The sequence below is a fragment of the Salinimicrobium soli genome (genome assembly GCF_048323655.1).
In the GTDB taxonomy this organism is placed as follows: Bacteria; Bacteroidota; Bacteroidia; order Flavobacteriales; family Flavobacteriaceae; genus Salinimicrobium; species Salinimicrobium soli.
Genome location: NZ_JBLUWW010000003.1, coordinates 172,518 through 193,963, shown reverse-complemented (window position 1 = coordinate 193,963; position 21,446 = coordinate 172,518). Strand labels below are relative to the sequence as shown.

Below are 21,446 nucleotides of genomic sequence, written 5' to 3'. Positions count from 1 at the left end.
AGATTAACTTAAGTTCTTCGGGAACAGGTAGAGGATCGTTTTTCCATGCCTGATATCCTCCCAGGAATCCACCTCAAACTCCAGCCAGGTCAAACCTGTGGTGGGAATGTTATCGAAATGCTGATCCCCAAGGTGATTAACAACCTGTGTCATGGCCGGATTGTGCCCAAAGACCATTAATGTTTGTACCTGATCTTCACAGGTCTTTATTTCATTTAAGAGTTCATTTCCGTTAAAAGTATACAAGTCATCCCTGATTTCAAAACTGGCTGCAGGGACATCCAGTTTTTCCTGAAAGATCTTGGCAGTAGTTAACGCCCGTTTAGCATAACTACTCCAAATAGTAAAGGGTTCTTTAATTTGATCTTTTACAGCACTAATCACTGTATCGGCATCATTAAAAGCTCTTTCTTTTAGAGGGCGTTCATCATCGGGAACGTCGTAGTCCCACGAAGATTTTCCGTGTCTTACCAGGATCAATCGTTTCATTTTCTTTCTTTTTTAAGGCGCCAGCCTGTCTATTTTCCATTCTAATTCATTCTCCCGGCTATAGGAGATTCGGTCGTGCAGGCGGTTTGGTCTTCCCTGCCAGAATTCAAATTCTGAAGGAATCACTTTGTATCCGCCCCAATGTGAAGGTCGGGGAATAGGTTTATTCTCGTATTCTTTTTCAAGTAAATCTAACTTTTTCTGAAGAAACTCCCGGGATGGAATTACTGAACTCTGGTTAGAAGCCCACGCGCCCAACTGGCTTCCCCTGGGGCGGGATTGGAAGTATTCATCAGATTCAGCATCTGAGACCTTGCGGGCAATTCCCTTGATAAGCACCTGTCTTTCGGAAGCAGGCCAGAAAAAAGTGAGGCTCACCTTCGGGTTATTCTCAATGGATTTCCCTTTTTCTGAGAGGTAATTGGTGTAAAACACAAATCCTTCCCTGTCATATTCCTTTAGAAGTACAACGCGGGAACGGGGAAAACCATCCAGGCCAACAGTGGAGACTGTCATGGTATTGATCTCCTCCACTTCTTTATTTGTTTCAGTTTCCTTTATCCAGTAGTGGAATAATTCAAAAGGATCAGTCGGGATCTCCTCCTCTAGCAACTGATGCTTTTCATATAATTTGCGGTAATCGTGAAGTCTATTTTTCATATAGCCAATTTACGGGAATTCGGTCAAAGTCTGCAAAAAAAGAAGGTGATACAGGTCATATTTTTGTAAGAAGAAATTCATTAGTCCACTGTAAAAAACCATGATTAACTACATGTGAAATCACAGACTATGAGTTAAGGTTTTACTAACTGAAAGTGAGGCTTTTCGTATTAAAAATGAAGTAAATCACCCCTCTTAAATTCATAACGAATATTTAAAATTCACCCTCAAATATGAGGTATAATAATCTGTTTATGTGTCGTTTGTCCGTAAAAACTCACATTACATCTAAAAGCTGCCAAATTTCTTTTTTTAACAAAAATCTGCCCCTACTTTTACTTTCAGAAAGAATGAGAAAGTTCTGTGAACGCCCCCCAAATGTTCTCAGAATTTGTAAGAAAAATTATTCGCTTATCCTTCCCTAAAGGATAATTGAACTTAACCAAAAACCGAAAAAACATATTCGAAAGAATAACCAAATGAAATTTTAGCACTCTGCTGATTTCTCTTGGCCATAATTCAAATATTCAGCCTATGATCTGGAAAACTACTTTAACCAAAATTTACCTACCCGCAGACAAAAAAGAAAAGAATTCTTTCTGGAGCTTTTTAGGTAAAATTAGTGCCTACCCAAAACTTTTTTTGGTAGTAGCACTTTTTTCTGTTGCCAATCTTTCAGCTCAAAATGCCGGAAATAATGGAAACGGAATTAATAGTATTGTAAGCGGGGATGATTGTATCGTTTTTGATAGTTGTCCTGAAGACCAGACTGTTTGTGCTGATACCACGAACGAATTGGGAGAACCGGGAGCTTACATTGACTGGACGACTCCTCGAATTAGCCAAACCTGTACGAGCACCGGAAGCACTGGAAATTTCCAGATGCTTTTTGAACTTAATGAAGCTTTGCTTGGAAAAGACTGCTGGGACTTCAATTATGTACAAAGAGTAGGAACTGACGGTGGGTATGTGAGATTGTTTTCAAGTAATGATGTTTTGGGAAACAAGAAATCCATTATTACTACTCCCTTTTTAGCACTCGATCATGGTTCAGAAACATCAATTGAGCTTACCTATGTCAATGGAACATATTATGTTCAAATGTTTTTGGTTGAACAGGGAAAAGAACCGGTTTCGAGTGGTGAACCACAGTTAGTTACATCTGGAACGAACGCCTATTCATTCAATATTGAGGAACCAACAGGAGTTTACAGAATTCAATATGTCTTTTATTATACAGGATCCAAACCTTCAAATGCTAATATTGGAGATACTGTTATTGCTGTAGACGGAATATTGTATGATTCCGGATGTAGCGGAGGAGTTGATTTTACTGTTACCGGTCCGCAAAAAGGCTTTTACCCGGTTGGATCTCATGACCTGCAATATGTGGCCAACTATACTGCTCCTGACGGTTCTACAAAACAGAAAACCTGTTCATTCAATATTACCGTTGAAGCCCCGGTTGAAGCCGAAGCTCCAGCTAATGTAGAGGCTTGTGATTCTTATACGCTTCCTGCGCTAACTAATGGTGCTTACTTCGGTCAAACCGGTGGAGTTGATCCAATAGCTGAAGGAACTGAGATCACCGCGACGCAAACTATCTATGTCTACGCTGCCGCTCAGGGTTCTTGTGAGGCTGCTGAAAACTCTTTTACTGTAACTATCAACAATACTCCGGTAGCTGACTCACCTTCTAATGTCGAAGCTTGTGATTCTTATACACTTCCTTCACTGACTAACGGTGCTTACTTCGGTCAAACAGGTGGGGTTGATCCAATCGCTGCAGGAACTGAAATTACTGCTACTCAAACTATCTATGTTTACACTGCCGCTCAGGGTTCTTGTGAAGATGCTGAGAACTCTTTCACTGTAACTATCAACAACACTCCGGTAGCTGACGCACCTTCTGATGTGGAAGCTTGTGATTCTTATACACTTCCTGCGCTAACTAATGGTGCTTACTTCGCTCAAACCGGTGGAGTGGATCCAATCGCTGCAGGAACTGAGATAAGTGCTACTCAAATTATCTATGTTTACACTGCAGGTAACGGTTCTTGTGAAGATGCTGAAAACTCTTTTACAGTAACTATCAATAATACTCCGGTAGCTGACGCACCTTCTAATGTTGAAGCTTGTGATTCTTATACGCTTCCTGCGCTGACTAACGGTGCTTACTTCGGTCAAACCGGTGGAGTGGATCCAATCGCTGCAGGAACTGAGATCACTGCTACGCAAACTATCTATGTTTACACTGCAGGTAACGGTTCTTGTGAAGACGCTGAAAACTCTTTCACTGTAACTATCAACAATACTCCGGTAGCTGACGCTCCTTCTGATGTTGAAGCTTGTGATTCTTTTACGCTTCCTGCGCTGACTAACGGTGCTTACTTCGCTCAAACCGGTGGAGTTGATCCAATCGCTGCAGGAACTGAGATCACTGCTACGCAAACTATCTATGTTTACACTGCAGGTAATGGTTCTTGTGAAGATGCTGAAAACTCATTTACTGTAACGATCAATAATACTCCGGTAGCTGACGCTCCTTCTAATGTTGAAGCTTGTGATTCTTATACACTTCCTGCGCTAACTAATGGTGCTTACTTCGCTCAAACCGGTGGAGTTGATCCAATCGCTGCAGGAACTGAGATAAGTGCTACTCAAATTATCTATGTTTACACTGCAGGTAACGGTTCTTGTGAAGATGCTGAAAACTCTTTTACAGTAACTATCAATAATACTCCGTTAGCTGACGCACCTTCTAATGTTGAAGCTTGTGATTCTTATACACTTCCTGCGCTAACCAATGGTGCTTACTTCGGTCAGACCGGCGGAGTTGATCCAATCGCTGCAGGAACTGAGATCACTGCTACTCAAACTATCTATGTTTACACTGCCGCTCAGGGTTCTTGTGAAGATGCTGAGAACTCTTTCACTGTAACTATCAACAATACTCCGGTAGCTGACGCACCTTCTGATGTTGAAGCCTGTGATTCTTACACGCTTCCTGCACTCACTAACGGTGCTTACTTCGGTCAAACAGGTGGGGTTGATCCAATCGCTGCAGGAACTGAGATAACTGCTACTCAAACTATCTATGTATACACTGCCGGAAACGGTTCTTGTGAAGATGTTGAAAACTCTTTTACAGTAACTATCAACAACACTCCGGTAGCTGACGCTCCTTCTAATGTTGAAGCTTGTGATTCTTATACACTTCCTGCGCTGACTAATGGTGCTTACTTCGCTCAAACCGGCGGAGTTGATCCAATCGCCGCAGGAACTGAGATCACTGCTACGCAAACTATCTATGTATACACTGCAGGTAACGGATCATGTGAAGATGCTGAGAACTCTTTCACTGTAACGATCAATAATACTCCGGTAGCTGACGCTCCTTCTAATGTTGAAGCTTGTGATTCTTATACACTTCCTGCGCTGACTAACGGTGCTTACTTCGCTTCTCAAGGCGGAGTTGATCCAATCGCTGCAGGGACTGAGATCACTGCTACTCAAACTATCTATGTATTCACTGCGGGTAACGGTTCTTGTGAAGATGCTGAGAACTCTTTCACTGTAACTATTAACAACACTCCGGTAGCTGACGCTCCGGGTAATGTGGAAGCTTGTGATTCTTATACACTTCCTGCGCTAACTAATGGTGGTTACTACGCTCAAACCGGTGGAGTGGATCCAATCGCTGAAGGAACTGAGATCAGTTCTACTCAAACTATCTATGTATTCAATGCAGGAAACGGTTCTTGTGAAGATGCTGAGAACTCTTTCACTGTAACTATTAACGGAACACCATTTGCTGATAATCCTTCTGACGTAGAAGCCTGTGACTCGTACATTCTTCCAGCTCTTGCTAATGGTGCGTACTTTTCCGAAACAGGTGGTAATGGAACTCAGTTTTTTGCTGGAGATGAAATCACTACAACACAGATGATCTATGTTTATAATGCTGCTTCAGGTTCTTGTGAAGCTGCTGAGAACTCTTTCACTGTAACTATCAACAATACTCCGGTAGCTGACGCTCCTTCTAATGTTGAAGCTTGTGATTCTTATACGCTTCCTGCGCTAACTAACGGTGGTTACTTCGCTTCTCAAGGCGGAGTTGATCCAATCGCTGAAGGAACTGAGATCACTGCTACGCAAACTATCTATGTTTACACTGCAGGTAACGGTTCTTGTGAAGACGCTGAAAACTCTTTCACTGTAACTATCAACAATACTCCGGTAGCTGACGCTCCTTCTAATGTTGAAGCTTGTGATTCTTATACACTGCCTGCGCTAACCAATGGTGCTTACTTCGCTCAAACCGGTGGAGTTGATCCAATCGCTGCAGGAACTGAGATCACCGCGACTCAAACTATCTATGTATTTACTGCAGGTACTGGTTCTTGTGAAGACGCTGAAAACTCTTTCACTGTAACTATCAACAACACTCCGGTAGCTGACGCTCCTTCTGATGTGGAAGCTTGTGATTCTTATACACTTCCTGAGCTAACCAATGGTGCTTACTTCGCTTCTCAAGGTGGGGTTGATCCAATCGCTGCAGGAACTGAGATCACTGCTACTCAAACTATCTATGTTTACACTGCCGCTCAGGGTTCTTGTGAAGATGCTGAGAACTCATTCACTGTAACGATCAACACTACACCGGTAGCTGATGCTCCAGGTAATGTGGAAGCTTGTGATTCTTATACGCTTCCTGCGCTAACCAATGGTTCTTACTTCGCTTCTCAAGGCGGGGTTGATCCAATCGCTGCAGGAACTGAGATCACTGCTACGCAAACTATCTATGTTTATACTGCCGCTCAGGGTTCTTGTGTGGCTGCTGAAAATTCTTTCACTGTAACTATCAATAATACTCCGGTAGCTGATGCTCCAGGTAATGTTGAAGCTTGTGATTCTTATACACTTCCTGCGCTAACTAATGGTGCTTACTTCGCTTCTCAAGGCGGAGTTGATCCAATCGCTGCAGGGACTGAAATCACTGCTACTCAAACTATCTATGTATTCACTGCGGGTAACGGTTCTTGTGAAGATGCTGAGAACTCTTTCACTGTAACTATTAACAACACTCCGGTAGCTGACGCACCTTCTGATGTGGAAGCTTGTGATTCTTATACGCTTCCTGCACTTACTAACGGTGCTTACTTCGGTCAAACAGGTGGGGTTGATCCAATCGCTGCAGGGACTGAGATCACTGCAACTCAAACTATCTATGTTTACACTGCAGGTAACGGTTCTTGTGAAAACGCTGAAAACTCTTTCACTGTAACTATCAATAATACTCCGGTAGCTGACGCTCCTTCTGATGTTGAAGCTTGTGATTCTTATACACTTCCTGCGCTAACTAATGGTGCTTACTTCGCTTCTCAAGGCGGAGTTGATCCAATCGCCGCAGGAACTGAGATCACTGCTACGCAAACTATCTATGTATACACTGCCGGAAACGGTTCTTGTGAAGATGCTGAAAACTCTTTTACAGTAACTATTAACGGAACACCATTTGCTGATAATCCTTCTGACGTAGAAGCCTGTGACTCGTACATTCTTCCAGCTCTTGCTAATGGTGAGTACTTTTCCGAAACAGATGGTAATGGAACTCAGTTTTTTGCTGGAGATGAAATCACTACAACACAGATGATCTATGTTTATAATGCTGCTTCAGGTTCTTGTGAGGCTGCTGAGAACTCTTTCACTGTAACAATCAACAACACTCCGGTAGCTGACGCTCCTTCTGATGTGGAAGCTTGTGATTCTTATACGCTTCCTGCACTTACTAACGGTGCTTACTTTGCTTCTCAAGGCGGAGATGATCCTATCGCTGCAGGAACTGAGATCACTGCAACTCAAATGATCTATGTATTTACTGCAGGTAACGGTTCTTGTGAAGATGCTGAGAACTCTTTTACAGTAACTATCAATAATACTCCGGTAGCTGACGCTCCAAATAATGTTGAAGCTTGTGAGTCTTATACGCTTCCTGCTCTAACTCATGGTGCTTACTTCGGTCAAACCGGTGGAGTTGATCCAATAGCTGAAGGAACTGAGATCACTGCTACTCAAACTATCTATGTTTATACTGCAGGTAACGGTTCTTGTGAAAATGCTGAAAACTCTTTCACTGTAACTATCAATAATTCTCCGGTAGCTGACGCTCCTTCTAATGTGGAAGCTTGTGATTCATATATTCTTCCTGCACTTACTAACGGAGAATACTTCGCTTCTCAAGGCGGGGTTGATCCAATCGCTGAAGGAACTGAGATCACTGCTACTCAAACTATCTATGTTTACACTGCAGGTAACAGTTCTTGTGAAGATGTTGAAAACTCTTTCACTGTAACTATCAACAATACTCCGGTAGCTGACGCTCCTTCTAATGTTGAAGCTTGTGATTCTTATACACTTCCTGCGCTAACCAATGGTGCTTACTTCGCTTCTCAAGGCGGGGTTGATCCAATCGCTGCAGGAACTGAGATCACTGCTACGCAAACTATCTATGTTTACACTGCAGGTAACGGTTCTTGTGAAAACGCTGAAAACTCTTTCACTGTAACAATCAATAATACTCCGGTAGCTGACGCACCAGGTAATGTTGAAGCTTGTGATTCTTATACACTTCCTGCGCTAACCAATGGTGCTTACTTCGTTCAAACCGGTGGAGTGGATCCAATCGCTGCAGGAACTGAGATCACTGCTACTCAAACTATCTATGTTTACACTGAAGGTAACGGTTCTTGTGAAGATGTTGAAAACTCTTTCACTGTAACGATCAACAATACTCCGGTAGCTGACGCTCCTTCTAATGTTGAAGCTTGTGATTCTTATACACTTCCTGCGCTGACTAACGGTGCTTACTTCGCTTCTCAAGGCGGGGTTGATCCAATCGCTGCAGGAACTGAGATCACTGCTACTCAAACTATCTATGTTTACACTGCCGCTCAGGGTTCTTGTGAAGATGCTGAGAACTCTTTCACTGTAACTATTAACAACACTCCGGTAGCTGACGCTCCTTCTGATGTTGAAGCTTGTGATTCTTATACACTTCCTGCGCTAACTAATGGTGCTTACTTCGCTTCTCAAGGGGGAGTTGATCCAATCGCCGCAGGAACTGAGATCACTGCTACGCAAACTATCTATGTATACACTGCCGGAAACGGTTCTTGTGAAGATGCTGAAAACTCTTTTACAGTAACGATCGAAAGCCTATCCTCACCTGAATTTAGTTCGGTAGAACAACCAACCTGTACTGTAGCAACCGGATCTTTCCAGATCACCGGATTCGATGCGAGCAACACCTATAACTTCACACCTGGAGTAGTAAGTATTTCTGAAACTGGTTTGGTAACTGCCAATGCAGGTACCTACTCCTTCACGATAACCAATGCAGCCGGATGTACTTCTCCTGCAAGTGACGATGTAGTGATTAACGCTCAGCCCGAAACGCCAGCTGCTCCTGAAATTGAAGAACTTTTACAGGCAACCTGTGAAGATCAAACCGGTTTTGTAATGTTCAAATTTGTTGAGGGGGTAAGTTTTGTCCTTACAGATGAAAATGGAAATGAAATTACTGATACTGACGCCGACGGAATATTCGAGGGGCTTACTCCCGGAACCTATACAGCGACAGCTACTAATACGGGCGGTTGTACTTCTGAAGAAACCGAGGTTGTTATTGACAATCCAACTCCTTCTACAATAGAAACTACAACTACAGACCTTTGTATTGAGGACAGCTCTTATGATCTTTTCAACCTGCTTCTTGGAGAATATGATGAGAATGGAACCTGGGAAGATGCTATGAACACAGGAGCTTTGACAAACAGTTTTGTAGATCCATCACTCTTACAAGTAGGACAATATGAATTCAACTATGTTGTGGGCAATGGAGAGTGTAGTTCAACAACAACAGTAATTCTCAGCATTAATGATGATTGTGTGGTTCTCCCTTGCGGAATTGAAGATATTAAAGGAAGTATTTCAAAAGCTGTGACTCCAAACGGTGATGATATCAATGACAGTTTTGAAATAGGAATAGGAGTCGACTGTGGTTTTGCTTACACCTTGAAGGTATTTAACCGATGGGGAAGCAAAGTTTACGAATCAAAGAATTACCAGAGCGGAGACTGGGATGGTACTTCCAGTAATTCAATCACCGGTGATCGTTTACCAGCAGGAACCTACTATTACATCGTTGAAATAAAACAAAGCGGATTCGCACCTATTCAAGGCTACATTTATTTAGGAACAAAGTAAAATGATAAACATGAAAAAAATCTACCCGATAATAATACTCCTGTTTATTGGTATTAGTACACAAGCGCAGCAACTGCCCCAGTTCACGCAATACATGTACAACACCATTTCCATTAACCCGGCCTATGCCGGAAACAGGGATGCACTATCTGTTGTGGGGCTTCACAGGAGCCAGTGGGCAGGAATAGAGGGAGGTCCGGTCACCCAGACCGTTTCCATTCATTCCCCACTGCGGAATGAAAAGGTAGGGCTCGGATTGTCAGTTATAAACGACAACGCCGGATATGAAGATTACACTTATGTCTATGGAGATTTCTCCTATACAATAAATGTAGCTGAAGCCACTACCCTTTCCTTCGGATTAAAAGCGGGAATGAGCTATTATAACCTGGAAGAAGAATTATTGAGGGATGTACCAAATGATCCTTTCTTCACTGGAAATACCTTTAACCGGTGGACACCCAACTTTGGATTGGGACTATATCTTTCTGCTCAGGACTGGTATGTGGGTCTTTCAGCTCCAAAATTGATCAACAATGACAACAATGACAAAAGTGAATATGTTGCTCTGGAACAGGTGCATTACTACTTGACGGGAGGTTATGTATTTGACCTCAGTGACCAATGGAAATTGAGACCTACAGCACTGGCCAAGCTCACAAAAGGAGCTCCTCTCTCGGTAGACATTTCAAGCACTTTTATATATGACGAAAAGCTGTACCTGGGAGCGAACTATCGTATCGACGATGCCGTGGGAGCCTTTGTAGATTTCCAGGTGCTTCCAAGCCTGAGAGTAGGTTACGGTTATGAATATTCAATTTCTGACCTTGAACCCTATACTTCAGGATCTCATGAAATCATTCTTATTTACGAATTGAGAATGAACAATACCAAATATAAATCCCCAAGGTTCTTCTAAAAAATAGGATTATGAACAAAAATTACTTTCTACTTCTGTTATTCCTTCTTCCGGCATTGACGCTTACAGCTCAATCTGGTAAGCAAAAACGGGCAGACCGTCTTTTTGAGGATTTCGCCTATACCAAAGCCATTGAGGTTTATGAGGACCTGCTTGAAAATGAATACAATACTGACTACAATCAGCAAAAACTGGCAGAAAGTTATTATCTGCTAAGAGATCCTGAAAACGCAGTAAAATATTACGAAAAAGTGGTACAGCAGCCCGGGGTCTCTCCTGAAACCTACTACAAATACGCTCAAATGCTGCGCGGAGTAAGGGAATATGAAAAGTCAAGAGAATGGCTGAAGAAATATCAGGAAGAGGGGAAAAATCCGAAACAAGTGGAGGAATTCCTAAATTCAGATGAAATAAACACTTATAAAGGACTTGAAAGTTTCAGAATAAATCCTGCATCTTTCAACTCCCAATACAGTGATTTTGGAACTTTTGTGAACAAGGAAACCGTCTATTTCACCTCAGCCCGAGGAGATGGAGATACCAAAACAAAAATTTATGACTGGACCGGAGAGCCATTTTTGGATGTCTATAAGGTCAGTACACAGGGCGGTAGCGTTACTCCTGTATCGGGAGATGTTAATACAGTACGTCACGAAGGACCGGTTACGATCTCACCTGATGGTAACACCATGTATTTTACACGGAACAATTACCTCAACAACCGCAACGGAAAAAAAGATGATCAGGGAGTAAATAATTTGAAGATCTACAAGGCTAGTATGGTAAATGGAAAATGGGGAAATATTGAGGAACTTCCGTTTAGTAATGACAATTACTCTGTAGGACATCCGAGTATTTCCGCAGACGGCAAAACTTTATACTATGCTTCTGACGCTCCGGGAGGCCAGGGTGGATCAGATATCTACAAAGTGAGTATTAATAATGGCACTTTTGGAACTCCTGAAAATCTTGGGCCAACTGTAAATACACCAGGAAACGAATTTTTCCCATTCGTCGCGAAAAATGGAAATTTATATTTCTCTTCTGACGGACATAAAGGATACGGACTATTGGACGTTTTCGTAGTGACCACTGCGGAACCAGGAAAAGTTCAAAACCTGGGAGAACCGGTCAACAGCAGCCTGGACGACTTTTCATTCACCTATTCTTCCGAAGATAAATCCCGCGGATATGTTTCTTCTAACAGACCCGGTGGTCAGGGAAATGATGATATTTACGAACTGAATATTCTGGCGCCATTGGTTCTTAAAGGGCAGGTGACAGACTCAATCAACAATAAACCTATTCCCAATGCCACAGTGCGTCTAATGAACGAAAAAGGGCAGCAAATTGCCTTTTTAGAAACAGATGCCGAAGGTAATTACAATACTGAAGTTAAGAGAGACCAGTCTTATCCTATTGAAGCCAAACATATCAAGTATGTGGACAAAACGGGTACTGTCAATACTGCGAACACAGATGACAAGACGGAGATGGTGTATAATATGATACTCGCTCCTGTGAGAGATGTGGAATACCTGGCAGAGATCAATAAGATCTATTTTGACTTTGACAAATCCAACATCAGGCCAGATGCGGCCAAAGAACTCGACAAACTGGTCAACCTGATGAAGAACGATTATCCTGAACTGGTAATTGAAATTGGTTCACATACAGACAAACGTGGTTCTGAAGAATATAACCGTAAGCTGGCTGAACGCAGAGCTCAGTCCACCTATGATTACCTGGTCTCTCACGGAATTGAACCCGATCGTATCGTGAAATATCAGGGCTACGGAGAATCTCAGCCTGAGGTAGATTGTGCGAGTTGTAACGAAGAACAACATCAATTAAACAGACGTTCAATATTCAAAGTGGTTAAAATGAAGTAGGCATACCCTACCACTAACCAACCCCGGAAAAGGAGGCTCTATTGAGTCTCCTTTTCTATTTTAACAAACTCTGGCAGCATAATCCCAGCCCTTTAACTACGTCACAAGCACTTCCATCAATATCTTCAATTCCTTCTCCAGGTCCTTCTGGGATCAGTCTATAGGAAATAAGAACTGTTAGGATCAGCCTCTCTACAAAGACCGCTTGGTATCAGTTATTATTTGTCTCAGGAATTGGATTACTATATTTTCAGTTGTAGACATAGGTGCGTCAAAAAAGGGAAATAGAGAAGGTATTTACTTTCCGGAGTTGAGCATATTCGAGACTAATATAGATTTAATAAAGGATTACAAATTCTGGAGACTGTGATAACAGTTAAAAAGAAGCATAAAAAAAGAGGCTCAAATGAGCCTCTTTTCCCGTAAATAGACATGAAAACAGTGGAATCCTATTTTCTGACAAAAATATTTGTAAAGTAGAATTTACCATCTTTCCCTTCTTTGACTGAAACGCCAAAGTGGGTGAAATTACCAAGCATATTTTCTCTGTGACCCGGGCTATTGATCCAGGCATTCACTACGGCATCTGCCGTGTGATATCCGTAACCAACATTCTCACTCACAGCTTCTGCACGTACAGATTGCACTAACGCCTGATATCTTGCTCCAAAATAATCATGGCATACCTCATTGTTCGAGATCATGTGGTCATTGTGGTTCGCGGCCTGAATAGAACCCTCATTCACAGGTTGAAGTTCAGATAAACCCTGCTGAACCCGATAAGCATTTACAAGGTCCAGAACATCCAGTTCAAGGTCAGAATAACTGACCGGGGTAACTGCGGTGGTTAGGTCGGCTGAATCCAAATCCTCTATACTGTCTTTGGAGCAGGAAGTAAGAGAAATGACAGTCACAGCCATTAACCATACCATGTAGGTTAAGTTCTTCATAATCAAAATGTCAATTAGTAGTATTTGGGATAGGAAAAGTAGGAAATAAATTCGATTAACAAACAATTTAATCGATGAACTACACAATTTAAGTTGATTTTAACACTTTTTAACTGGTTTTAGGCGGAACGAAGGTATTTTTCAGCACAGATTAAGTGCATGAAAGCATCGATAAACAACACAAAAATGTAGGAAGAAATTAGTCTAGAATGATGGTCTTGCCATCGTCGGCGAGGTCTACAGGAGAAAATATTTCCTCTGCCTCTTTTTTGAAAGGTAAAATGGAATCATATCGCGTAGAAAAATGACCCAGGATGAGTTTTCCCACCCTGGCTTCGCGTGCAACAGCGGCAGCTTCCCGTGCTGTGGAATGACCCGTAGGAGCAGCAAGATAGGCATGCTCTTCAAGAAAAGTGGATTCGTGGTATAGAACGCTAACGTTCTGAAGTTGTTGAATGATGTTAGGACTATAGGCGGTATCACTGCAAAAGGCATAGCTCTTTGGAGGTTCGGGATCTGCAGTAAGTTCCTTGTTTGGTATTACTCTTCCATCGTCCAGAACGGCGTCCTTCCCCTTTTTTATGCTTCTATAGTAGGCAACATCTATATTGTAATTCTGCACCTCGTTCATTAACAGCTTTCTGTCTCCGGGTTTTTCTCTGAAAAGAAATCCGTTGGCATAGATGCGGTGTTGCAAAGGAATGGTCTCTACAGTCACTTTTTGGGTCTCCAGAATCATTTCTGAAGTTGTGGAACTCAGCTCATGAAAATACAGTGGATACTGAGTCCAGGAATTGGATAGCTTTAATTGAAGGAGAATGATCTCCTTTATTCCCTTTGGACCATAAACGTGAAGCGGATTTTCCCGGTTAAGGAGCATAAAGGTGGAGATAAGACCTATAAGTCCGTAGAAGTGGTCTCCGTGGAGATGGGAAATGAAAACGTGCTTTATTTTACTGAACTTGATCTTATTCCGCCGAAGTTCTACCTGTGTGCCTTCTCCGCAATCGATCAGGAAAAGTTCATTATTTATTTCCAGTACCTGAGAGGTAGGATTGGTAAAGGTTCTGGGGGTCGCGGCATAACATCCTAAAACAGTCAATTTCATAGCAGCGCATTTTCCGCAGAGGTATTAAAATCCGAGGTCCCGTTCGATCTCTTCCATTTGTATGATGTCTTCGGCCTCCTTGAGGGTAGGAACAATTACAAATTCTTCCGGCACCACATCAATATTGATGGTGTCATTTACGATAACGAAGGACTTTTTATTTGCACGGTGTTCATTAGAAAGGTCTAAAAACCCAAGCAGTTCCTCAAGGCTTAGTTCTCCATACTTCAGGATATCGATCACCACATTCTCCTCCCTGTATTTAGCATGTATGGAACTCAAAAAAGCTGCGAATTCATTCACATCATCCTTTTCATCCCTGAAGATCTTATAGTTATCCTTTTCAATAATTATCATACCTGCTTAATTTTTGAAGCTAATAAATAGATCACGGCCATCCTTATAGCTACTCCATTCTGAACCTGATCAAGAATGATCGCCTGGTCAGAGTCGGCAACATCGCTGGTGATCTCCACTCCCCTGTTGATTGGTCCCGGGTGCATTATTACGATCTTCTTGTCGAGAGAATCAAGTAATGCTTTATTAAGTCCGAAGAGCTGAACGTACTCTCTTGTACTTGGGAAATAGCTAATTTCCATTCTTTCATTTTGCACCCGCAGCATATTAGCCACATCGCACCATTCCAGCGCCTTTTTAAGATTTGGCTCTACTTCTACCCCAAGAGAGGTAATATATTTCGGGATAAGGGTTTTAGGTCCGCACACTTTTACCTGTGCTCCCTGCAAGCGAAGCGCAAAGATATTAGAGAGGGCAACCCTGCTGTGCAGAATATCCCCTACGATCACTACCTTTTTACCTTCCACTCCTCCCAGTCTTTCCCTGATGGAATAAGAATCCAGGAGTGCCTGTGTAGGATGTTCATGCGCTCCATCACCTGCGTTAATTATACTTGCCTTCACATGTTTTGAGAGAAAAATACCGGCTCCCGGATTCGGATGGCGCATCACCACCATATCCACTTTCATGGACAGGATGTTATTCACGGTATCGATCAGGGTCTCCCCTTTTTTTACCGAAGAGGAAGCTGCTGAAAAATTGACCACATCTGCACTCAACCGCTTTTCGGCCAGTTCAAAGGAAAGCCTTGTGCGGGTACTATTTTCGAAAAACAGGTTGGCAATGGTGATGTCACGGAGGGAAGGAACTTTTTTGATCGGTCGGTTGATCACCTCCTTAAAATGATCAGCAGTTTTAAAGATGAGTTCAATATCCTCTTTTTGAAGATATTTTATTCCTAATAAATGATCAACACTTAACTCACTCATAGGTGGTAATTATTATTTGCTTATTAGATAAACCGCGTCCTCCCCGTCATTTTCCTTCCAGTTCACCTTTACTTTTTCCTCGTTTATTGCATCTACCTGCCTGCCGTTATAATCGGGCTGAATGGGCAGGTGGCGGCTAAATCTCCTGTCAATAAGCGTAAGCAGTTCGATCTCACTCGGCCTACCAAACGACTGTACAGCGGTAAGTGCAGCCCGAATGCTGCGGCCTGTGTACAGCACATCATCAATAAAAATGACCCGTTTGTCTTCTACCACAAAATCAATATGGGTTTTGTTCGCTTCGAGAGGTTTGTCGCTTCTTCGGAAATCATCCCGGTAAAAAGTGATGTCCAGCTGCCCCATTTTAACTCCGCTTATTCCATATTCCTCTTTTAAAATAGAAGCGATACGGTTAGCCAGAAAAGTTCCCCTGGGTTGTATCCCAATTAGGACAGAATTCTCAAACGTAGTGTGGTTTTCGACTAACTGACAGGCCAAGCGATGTAAGATGATGTTCATTTCTTTAGAAGAAAGCAACATTTTTTGGCTCATAGTTCTTGGTAAAGGAGAAGTTAGTAAAACAAAAGTAAGATTTTTTTCCAGAGAAGAACTGCCAGAAGATTGAATTTTACCTATACTTTCTGCGGAAGGTTTTATTCCCCTGCAGTTGCTGAAAAAGTGTAATTAAAGAGGTATCTTGCAGTAAAATGGTTTGAATGCTCTACCTTCTACACCGGCCCGAAGACCTTGAAAAAGTACAGAAAGACATCCTTCCTGTACTATCCGAAAAAAAAGTTGAACAGGTAACCTATCCATTACCCGAAGACTTCTCCCTTCAAAAAGATGATCTCCTACTCCTTTTTTTGGGAGATAAGGAGCTGCGGAAGTTTCTTGCATCAGCCGGAGACAAGGAATGGCCAATCGCCATTTTACCCCATCCAGAAAATAAATACACTTCCAAAGGACTCGGAGTTTCAGAAAAGTTAAAAGAAAGTCTGAAAGAGATCCTGGAAGACCAAAAAACTCAGCAACTCGATATGCTGTGCTGTAATGGAACCCCTGTTTTTCAATCGGTGAACATCGGAAATATCTTTGCCCTTACAGAACAGGAAACCAGCAACAATATTTTTTCCGAATTTGTCCAGATCCTAAAAAGAATAAGGAATATTTCGTCACATAAACAGCAATCTTTCGAGCTATCCGCAGATGGTGAAAAGATCATTTCCACTTCGGCTTTGGGAATCGTAATAGTAGAACACGCTACCGGATCTGTAGTTTCAAAAAGGCTGGTTCAGGATTCCTCTATCAACGACGGAAATTTCCACGTTTTTATCCTCGCACCCCAGGACCTTTTATCGCTCATCTGGTTCTTTCTCAAAAGCCTTTGGCCACGAAAAAAGCCTCTGGAGAAACTTCCCTCCTTCATTGGATATATTAAGACCTCCAATCTTGATATTAAGGCTTCAGAAAATACAGAATTCACAATTGACGGAGAGGAAAAATCTTCCGAAAATGTTCACCTGGAGGTGAAAAGAAAAGCCATTTGTCTCAAACAGACCAGCAGCCATGGGGAAGAGAGTAAAGAGAACGGAAAGAAAAGTCTGCGTGTGGACAGCTTACCTACCGGGGAACTTCGGGAGGAACTTATAAAACGGAAATTACCCATTTTGCCACGTGCAACTGCCGAACAGTTCCAGGAACTCTTCAAAGTACTTCGGGAAAATGCGAAGGTAAAATCCGCTTTTTTGGTGATGATGATTCTCTCCACCCTCATTGCGGCTTTTGGACTTTACGGCGACTCCTCCCCGGTTATTATTGGAGCCATGATACTTGCTCCTATTATAGCTCCCATTGTTTCTTTTTCAATGGGTATGGTGCGCTATGACACATCCATGTTGAAAACCGGTTTTGAAACCATCGTTATAGGAACACTCGTTTGTCTTGCTGTTGCGGCAGGAGTAAGCGTGATAATTCCGTTGAAGATCATAACTCCCGAGATTGAAGCCCGACTTTCCCCTACTCTTCTTGACCTGGGGATTGCAGTAGCTTCGGGTATTGCTGCCGCTTATGCGCATGCTAAAGAAGGCATCGCAAAAAGCCTGGCAGGAGTAGCCATTGCCGTTGCCCTGGTACCGCCGCTTTCGGTAGCCGGGATAGGTTTGGGATGGTTGGATTGGCAGGTATTTTCCGGAGCTATTTTACTATACCTCACCAACCTGGCGGGGATTATCCTCTTTGCCGGACTCACTTTTTTGCTGTTAGGTTTTGCCCCTTTTAAAAGGGCAAAAATGGGGCTTATTTATACCTCTCTTATTATTGTGTTACTGGCAATTCCGTTATCGCTTTCCTTTAACAGAATAATGGTGGAGGCAAGAATTACCCGCGCCCTGGAAGGAATAACTATTGAAAAAGTGGTGCTCCGCGATGTTCGGATCAGGTTTGGAGAACCTCTTGTGGTATCCTTAAAGCTGGTGGGCCCGGAAACAGTTTCTCCGGAAAGAATTCAGGAAATAAAAGAAGAAATAGAGGAACGTATTGATCAACCCGTTGTGCTCGAAGTGGTTTCAGCTGTTGCATTTTAAGTATCTTCGTCAATCCACATTCAAAAAAGCGTACAAAAACCCACTATGAAGAAAATCCTGGCCATATTATTCATCCTTTTTCTAATTTTTATTGTCTTTACCTATTGGTCGGTTTCCGTTCAACCGGAAGAGGTGAAGCTTTCCGAAGTGATCGAAAAAGAGAATAAAAACACATCATCCACAAATGATTCGGTTTGGGTGATCGCCAGTAATCTTTATGAAGGAAACGGATTGAAAAATTTTATGCAGGGGAAAAATTACCGTGAAGCATGGGCTACTCCTATTCGCGTGGCGACAGTTAACCTGGATACTTTACTCGGCGGAATGAGAATTGTGGAAGAAGGCGGCGGACATCAAACCCATTCCCTAAAATTAAAAGCCCCAAGCGGTATTCTTTACTCCCTTAGAAGTATCAACAAAGATCCCACTCCCGTAGTGCCTGATATTGCGCGCGATCTGGGTCTTAAAAATATAGTAATTGACGGCATCTCTGCACAACATCCTTTTGGAGCGTTACTCTCAGCACCTCTCTCTGAAGCTGCGGGCGTGATCCATACTCACCCGCGCCTTTTTTATGTTCCCAAACAGAAAAAGTTAGGAAAGTACAATGAGGCCTACGGAGATAAATTGTACTACCTCGAGTATGAGACGGAAGGGAAAGTGAATTGGACCACTATAGATAGTGTGATGGAAATTCTGGATACAGATGACCTGCAGGAACTAAGACAAAAATATGGCAAGAGGGTTAGTGTAGACAAGGAAACTTTGGTGCGGGCACGCCTTTTTGACCTGCTTATAGGTGACTGGGACCGGCACGCCAAACAATGGGGTTGGGTAGTTCAGAAAAAAGACAGCTCTTATTTTGCCACTCCGCTGGCAGGGGATCGTGATAATGCCTTTTTCAGTATTGACGGGGTCTTGCCTGCTATTTTGACTCAAAAATGGATTCAGCCCCTGGTGCGCTCTTACGAAGAAGAGATTGATTATATGCCCGGCTTAGTTTATCCCGTAGATGTATATTTTCTGAAAAATACCCCTGAAGAGATCTTCGTTGAACAGGCAGAATACCTTCAGCAGCATCTCACAGACGATGTACTGGAAGCGGCATTTAAAGCCTGGCCGCGAGAGATCAATCTAATTAATAAAAAAGAAATTCTCAAAAAGCTGAAAGCCCGCAGGGAAAAGCTTCGAGAATACGCCCTGGAATTCAAAAAAGAGATCGACAATAAAGACCTTTTACAGGAACCTCTAAAAGGATCGGAAGACCTTGAGCTGCCCGAGGAACTTCTGCAATGTTTCGATTGTAATTAGATCTTTCAGTTTTTCTCTGACTCCTGCATTTTAGAACTCTCAGTAGACATCCACCGGTCCCAAAAAGTGAAGTACAGGCCATAGTTCGTCATGTACTCCTTGTGGTGATAATGGTGATGCGTGGCACCAATAAATAGTTTCCCAAAACGGCTTTTTTGGAAGGACTCTGGATAGATCTCTATATCCAGGTGATTGACCACACTGCTTATGGTCATAAGCAGAAGGTAAAGTCCCAATACGTAAATATTCAAAGGAACCAGCAGCAGGATCAAGGGCAGAATGATCGCTTCCAGCACACTCTCCCACGGATGAAAAGAAAATGCGGTCCAGGGAGTGGGGATCCGGCTATCGTGATGCACTTTATGGACAATGCGAAAAACCTTCGGATTATGCATCCAGCGATGCACCCAATAATAATAGGTCTCGTGCAGGAGCGAAACGATGATAAGGCTTACCGGTAAATACCAGTATCCATACAACTCAGGCTCAATATAAACTGCAACATATCCTTGTTGCCAGAGCCAGTAAGTGATAGCTCCCACCAGCGCAAATACTGCAGAGGACTTTATACTCCAGATGATCTCTTGCTTTAACTGTGTTTTTTTAGCCTTCCGCTTACTTAATTTGCGTTCACTGTATTTGTGATAACTCTTGACATAGTAATAGTAATAGAAGATCCCGGCAGCCACGAAATATCTGAACAGAATGGCGCAGAAAAAAATAAGCACATAGATCGTAAATATTCCGGCTGTTAAAAATGACTCCTTCATAGTGCTTTTTCAGAAAAGGTAATTTACAGATTATTGTCCGAACCTTGAAATGGAATCTTTCAGCTAAAATCTTTTGACTATTTTGGCATTTCTGAAACCATTCGGCAGGTAGCTGCTCAAAATTTTAAAATGAATAAAAGAAAGAAGATACTTAAACAGGCGAAGATCATAAGATTAGCAAGAAAGCTCCACCGAATATCGGGAATTTCTCTTTTCGTATTTTTCTTTGTTATTGGTATTACTTCTATTCTGCTGGGATGGAAAAAAGACAGCGGCGGTTATCTTTTGCCTGCTACAGCGCAAGGCTCTACTCCTCACCTTCAAAATTGGTTATCGCTGGAAGAATTGCATTTGATCGCCCAAAATACAATTCGGGATACGCTGAATACCGAAATAATCCCTGAAGTGGATCGAATGGAGATCAGGAAGGATGACGGCGTTGTGAAATTCTGTTTTAAAGATAGTTATGATGGTTTACAGCTGGATGGTGCCACCGGAAAGGTCCTTCAGTATGGGCCGCGCAGATCAGACTTCATTGAGAACGTCCATGACGGCTCTATACTCGATATAATTTTTAAAACAGATTCCGGCATCTTCAAACTTACTTATACCAGCATTTTGGGTACGGCTCTCCTCCTGTTTACCGTTACCGGTTTCTGGCTTTGGTACGGCCCAAAAAGATTAAAAAGAAGCAAGTCCTAGATTCGGAAGAGCAGTCCCATAAACTCCCCTGATCCCACAACAAGCAGTAACAATGGGGATTGACAAATATTAAGTAGAAAATTGATACTTTTAAAGGAAGTAATTTCAAATATCTATTTAATACAATGAAACACACTATTGCCCTTATTGCCCACAACAGTAGAAAAAACGATCTTCTCAACTGGGCTAAGGTTCACCGGGAAGAGTTGGTCAAACACGCCCTTATTGGAACCACCAATACTTCAAAATTACTGAATGATATGCTGGATCTCAATGTGGAAGGTTTTGGCCACGGCCCCAGCGGCGGTGACATATTGTTGGCGGCCAGGATCCTGAAGGGAGAAGTACATAAAGTGATCTTTTTTATTGACGCCGAAACTCCTCACGGGCATGAACACGATATCCAAACCCTCATTAGAACGGCTGTGATCAACAACATTCCTATTGCTCTCAACCGCGCTTCGGCCGATCTGATCATTCTGGAGGAGGATTAACTCCTCAATTAAGTA

15 protein-coding genes are annotated in these 21,446 nt (G+C 42.5%); 7 read left to right on the top strand and 8 right to left on the bottom strand.

Annotated features, from left to right (window positions below; translation table 11 throughout):
* Positions 1 to 3 precede the first annotated feature (3 nt).
* Together ACNORC_RS10365 and pdxH are read right to left on the bottom strand one after the other, a co-directional pair.
* Complete coding sequence (locus tag ACNORC_RS10365; protein WP_418335570.1) at positions 4 to 489, bottom strand: SixA phosphatase family protein; 486 nt, start codon at positions 487 to 489, stop codon at positions 4 to 6.
* A 12-nt stretch (positions 490 to 501) separates the two neighbouring features.
* Positions 502 to 1,149, bottom strand: a complete 648-nt coding sequence (pdxH, locus tag ACNORC_RS10360; RefSeq protein WP_418335569.1) for a pyridoxamine 5'-phosphate oxidase — start codon at positions 1,147 to 1,149, stop codon at positions 502 to 504.
* A gap of 534 nt (positions 1,150 to 1,683) precedes the next feature.
* Here pdxH and ACNORC_RS10355 point away from each other — a divergent pair.
* From ACNORC_RS10355 to ACNORC_RS10345, 3 genes are read left to right on the top strand one after another with little or no spacing between them, the layout of a single operon-like run.
* Positions 1,684 to 9,417, top strand: a complete 7,734-nt coding sequence (locus tag ACNORC_RS10355; RefSeq protein ID WP_418335568.1) for a T9SS type B sorting domain-containing protein — start codon at positions 1,684 to 1,686, stop codon at positions 9,415 to 9,417.
* Between the two features lie 10 nt (positions 9,418 to 9,427).
* On the top strand, positions 9,428 to 10,336 hold the full coding sequence (locus tag ACNORC_RS10350) for a PorP/SprF family type IX secretion system membrane protein (RefSeq protein WP_418335567.1): 909 nt from the start codon (positions 9,428 to 9,430) through the stop codon (positions 10,334 to 10,336).
* An 11-nt stretch (positions 10,337 to 10,347) separates the two neighbouring features.
* The gene (locus ACNORC_RS10345) at positions 10,348 to 12,228 is read left to right on the top strand and encodes an OmpA family protein (RefSeq protein WP_418335566.1); all 1,881 of its coding nucleotides are present in this window, start codon (positions 10,348 to 10,350) and stop codon (positions 12,226 to 12,228) included.
* Between the two features lie 449 nt (positions 12,229 to 12,677).
* On the opposite strand, the gene ACNORC_RS10340 is transcribed toward ACNORC_RS10345, so the two are convergent.
* The 5 genes from ACNORC_RS10340 to pyrR all read right to left on the bottom strand — a co-directional run bounded on the left by ACNORC_RS10340 (position 12,678) and on the right by pyrR (position 16,124).
* Positions 12,678 to 13,178, bottom strand: a complete 501-nt coding sequence (locus tag ACNORC_RS10340; RefSeq protein WP_418335565.1) for a CAP domain-containing protein — start codon at positions 13,176 to 13,178, stop codon at positions 12,678 to 12,680.
* Positions 13,179 to 13,377: 199 nt separating this feature from the next.
* Positions 13,378 to 14,286 carry a ribonuclease Z gene (locus tag ACNORC_RS10335; RefSeq protein WP_418335564.1) on the bottom strand — a complete coding sequence of 303 codons (909 nt, stop codon included), beginning with the start codon at positions 14,284 to 14,286 and terminating at the stop codon, positions 13,378 to 13,380.
* 24 nt (positions 14,287 to 14,310) lie between these two features.
* A complete protein-coding gene (locus tag ACNORC_RS10330) occupies positions 14,311 to 14,643 on the bottom strand; it encodes a ribonuclease Z (protein ID WP_418335563.1) in 333 nt (110 codons plus the stop codon).
* Entirely contained in the window at positions 14,640 to 15,572 is a 933-nt protein-coding gene (locus ACNORC_RS10325) for an aspartate carbamoyltransferase catalytic subunit (protein WP_418335562.1), read from the bottom strand. Before ACNORC_RS10325 ends, ACNORC_RS10330 begins: the two co-directional genes overlap by 4 nt.
* Before the next feature lie 12 nt (positions 15,573 to 15,584).
* The gene (pyrR, locus tag ACNORC_RS10320; RefSeq protein ID WP_418335561.1) at positions 15,585 to 16,124 is read right to left on the bottom strand and encodes a bifunctional pyr operon transcriptional regulator/uracil phosphoribosyltransferase PyrR; all 540 of its coding nucleotides are present in this window, start codon (positions 16,122 to 16,124) and stop codon (positions 15,585 to 15,587) included.
* A 164-nt stretch (positions 16,125 to 16,288) separates the two neighbouring features.
* On the opposite strand from pyrR, the gene ACNORC_RS10315 reads away from it, so the two are divergent.
* Both ACNORC_RS10315 and ACNORC_RS10310 read left to right on the top strand, forming a co-directional pair.
* Positions 16,289 to 18,154, top strand: coding sequence for a DUF389 domain-containing protein (locus tag ACNORC_RS10315; RefSeq protein ID WP_418335559.1), 1,866 nt, complete (start codon positions 16,289 to 16,291; stop codon positions 18,152 to 18,154).
* Positions 18,155 to 18,199: 45 nt separating this feature from the next.
* On the top strand, positions 18,200 to 19,465 hold the full coding sequence (locus ACNORC_RS10310) for a hypothetical protein (protein WP_418335558.1): 1,266 nt from the start codon (positions 18,200 to 18,202) through the stop codon (positions 19,463 to 19,465).
* A gap of 5 nt (positions 19,466 to 19,470) precedes the next feature.
* Here the strand turns inward: ACNORC_RS10310 and ACNORC_RS10305 are convergent, their stop codons facing one another.
* Positions 19,471 to 20,235 carry a sterol desaturase family protein gene (locus ACNORC_RS10305; RefSeq protein WP_418335557.1) on the bottom strand — a complete coding sequence of 255 codons (765 nt, stop codon included), beginning with the start codon at positions 20,233 to 20,235 and terminating at the stop codon, positions 19,471 to 19,473.
* A gap of 129 nt (positions 20,236 to 20,364) precedes the next feature.
* Between ACNORC_RS10305 and ACNORC_RS10300 the strand changes: the two genes are divergently transcribed.
* On the top strand, positions 20,365 to 20,937 hold the full coding sequence (locus tag ACNORC_RS10300; RefSeq protein ID WP_418335556.1) for a PepSY domain-containing protein: 573 nt from the start codon (positions 20,365 to 20,367) through the stop codon (positions 20,935 to 20,937).
* Positions 20,938 to 21,062: 125 nt separating this feature from the next.
* Complete coding sequence (locus tag ACNORC_RS10295) at positions 21,063 to 21,431, top strand: methylglyoxal synthase (protein ID WP_386779856.1); 369 nt, start codon at positions 21,063 to 21,065, stop codon at positions 21,429 to 21,431.
* Positions 21,432 to 21,446: the final 15 nt, after the last annotated feature.